We start from the raw sequence: 2,278 nt of genomic DNA, 5'->3' as shown, positions 1-2,278 counted from the left end.
CCCGTGATGGTAGGCTACTCCCTCCAGCTTGCGCGGATCGCGCAGCGCCGACTTGCCGAGCTTACCCGCCAGCTCACGCGCCCCCGACGGCAGAACGTTCACAACAAAGGCGCGACTGCGCAGGATCATCGGCAGCGAACGCGAATCGTTCTCTACTGAGACCGCCACCAGCGGTGGCTCAAAGGAGGCCTGCGTCAGCCAGTTGGCCGTGAAGGCGTTGACCTCTCCTCCATCGGCACAGGACACGGCATACAGACCGTAGGTAAACAAGCGCAAGACCTGTTTTTTTGCAGCCAGATCCATAGGGCCAGCGTGCTCCTTCCTCCTCTTCTCCTGGGTTACGTGCCTTCCGGCATCGGTCAAATCACAACTGCTGCTTGATGGCCACCACCCGGCCCCCTGTCATCGCCTGCAGCTCGGCAGGCGTCAGGGCAAAGAGCGCCGAGGGCGTACCGGCAGCCGCCCAGACACGCTCATAGTGCAGCAGATCTTCGTCGATGAAGGTCTCCAGCGGCTCCTTATGCCCCACTGGCGGCACCCCGCCAATGGCAAACCCCGTCCGCTCCTTAACAAAGTCGGCATCGGCCCGCTCGATCGGCTCGCCGACCAGCTCTCCCAACCGCCGTTCATCCACACGATTAGCTCCGCTGGCCTCTACAAGGATCGGACGCCCACTCTCCCGACCGCGGAAGACCAGCGACTTGACGATCTGCCCCAGGGCACAGCCCACAGCTCGCGCTGCCTCGCTGGCTGTGCGGGTCGAGGTGGGCAGCTCGATGACCTCGCATTGGAACCCTCCCGCGGTCAGCACCTCTTGTACACGACGCGCCGCCGGACTGAGATGCGCAAACTGCTCTGCGGACATTGCTCCTCTGTCCTCCTTTTCTGCTGGCGAGGAAGAGGCAACCTCGCCCTCTTGTCTTCCTTGCTAGGCCAGCACATCCTGAAGCTGGATGGTCCGCCCTCGCTGAGGGCTGACCGAGATCATGGCAATCGGCGTCTCCAGCAGCTCCTCCAGACGCCTCAGGTAATGCTTGGCCGCAGGCGGCAGGTCATCATAGTCGCTGATGCCGCTGGTGCTGCACTGCCAGCCCTCGACCTCCTCATAGACTGGCTCACAGGCCGCCAGGTCGTTGAGGTTGGCCGGCAGGCTGTGGATGGTCTTTCCATAGAGACGATAGGCGGTGCAGATCTTAATTGTGGGAAAGGTGTCCAGGACATCCAGCTTGGTAATGACCATCGCGTCAAGGCCGTTCAGCTGGGCGACGAAACGCCCGGCCACTGCATCGAACCAGCCACAGCGCCGCGGTCGACCCGTGTTGGTCCCATATTCGTGGCCACGGCGCCGCATCTCTTCCCCTACGTCATCGAACAGCTCGGTCGGCATGGGCCCGCTGCCTACGCGCGTGATGTAAGCTTTGTACACGCCAATGACACGATCGATCGAACGGGGAGGCAACCCCGCCCCACTGGCTGCGTTGGCCGCCAGCGTCGAGGAGGCCGTGACAAAGGGATAAGTGCCAAAGTCGATGTCAAGCAACGCCCCCTGCGCTCCCTCCAACAGGATGGTTTTCCGCTCAAACAGGGCCTCGTGGAGCATTGCCTGCGTGTCTGCGATATAGGGGCGCAGCCGCTGGCCGTAGCGGAAGTACTCGCCGTGGATCTCCTCCAGTGAGAGCGGGGGCTGACCATAGATCTGCGTGATCATGCGATTCTTCTGCTGCAGGATCGTTGCCAGTTTGCTTCGGAAGGTATCCACATCGAGCAAGTCGGCAATGCGAATGCCGCTGCGGGCATGCTTGTCGACATAGGCCGGGGAGATTCCGCGCTGGGTACTGCCGATCTTCTCTTCACCCCGTGCCTCCTCCTCTAGCCGGTCGAGCAGGAAGTGATAGGGCATCACCACATGGGCGCGCTCACTGATATAGAGGCGCGAGATATCAACCCCTTGCCGCTCCAGCTCTTCCATCTCCTCCAGTAGACCTCGCGGGTCAACGACGACGCCGTTGCCGATGATACAGGAGGTCTGCGGATAGAGTATCCCCGAGGGAATGAGACGGAAGACGAACTCTCCCTTCTCATGGACAACGCGATGACCCGCGTTGCTCCCCCCCTGATAGCGAACCACGAAGTGCGCCCGCGCCGCCAGCTCATCGACAATCTTCCCTTTTCCCTCATCCCCCCACTGGGCGCCAATAACTGCAACTACCGCCATAGCACTGCTCTTCCTCTTCTTCTGCTTCCTGATTGCTCTCTCAAGCTCTCCCTTATCCAGGAT

3 protein-coding genes are annotated in these 2,278 nt (G+C 61.5%); all 3 read right to left on the bottom strand.

Annotated elements, in window-relative coordinates:
* Positions 1–303 (bottom strand): flavin reductase family protein (locus IRZ24_RS19530; protein ID WP_297168218.1); only part of this gene is annotated, 303 nt, incomplete at its 3' end.
* A 61-nt stretch (positions 304–364) separates the two neighbouring features.
* Positions 365–865: a YbaK/EbsC family protein gene (locus tag IRZ24_RS19525; RefSeq protein WP_151728355.1), complete on the bottom strand. Its 501-nt coding sequence runs from the start codon at positions 863–865 to the stop codon at positions 365–367.
* Between the two features lie 63 nt (positions 866–928).
* Positions 929–2,215 carry an adenylosuccinate synthase gene (locus IRZ24_RS19520; RefSeq protein ID WP_112426455.1) on the bottom strand — a complete coding sequence of 429 codons (1,287 nt, stop codon included), beginning with the start codon at positions 2,213–2,215 and terminating at the stop codon, positions 929–931.
* Between the last annotated feature and the right edge of the window lie 63 nt (positions 2,216–2,278).

Origin of the sequence: Thermogemmatispora sp., from assembly GCF_019683755.1 — a bacterium.
Lineage (GTDB): Bacteria > Chloroflexota > Ktedonobacteria > Ktedonobacterales > Ktedonobacteraceae > Thermogemmatispora.
Note: the sequence above shows the minus strand (reverse complement) of the source record. Positions and strands in the feature narration are given on the sequence as shown.

Coding starts and splice junctions, on each gene's coding strand:
- IRZ24_RS19525 (WP_151728355.1), bottom strand. CDS start 865: ATGTCCGCAGAGCAGTTTGCGCATCTCAGTCCGGCGGCGCGTCGTGTA.
- IRZ24_RS19520 (WP_112426455.1), bottom strand. CDS start 2,215: ATGGCGGTAGTTGCAGTTATTGGCGCCCAGTGGGGGGATGAGGGAAAA.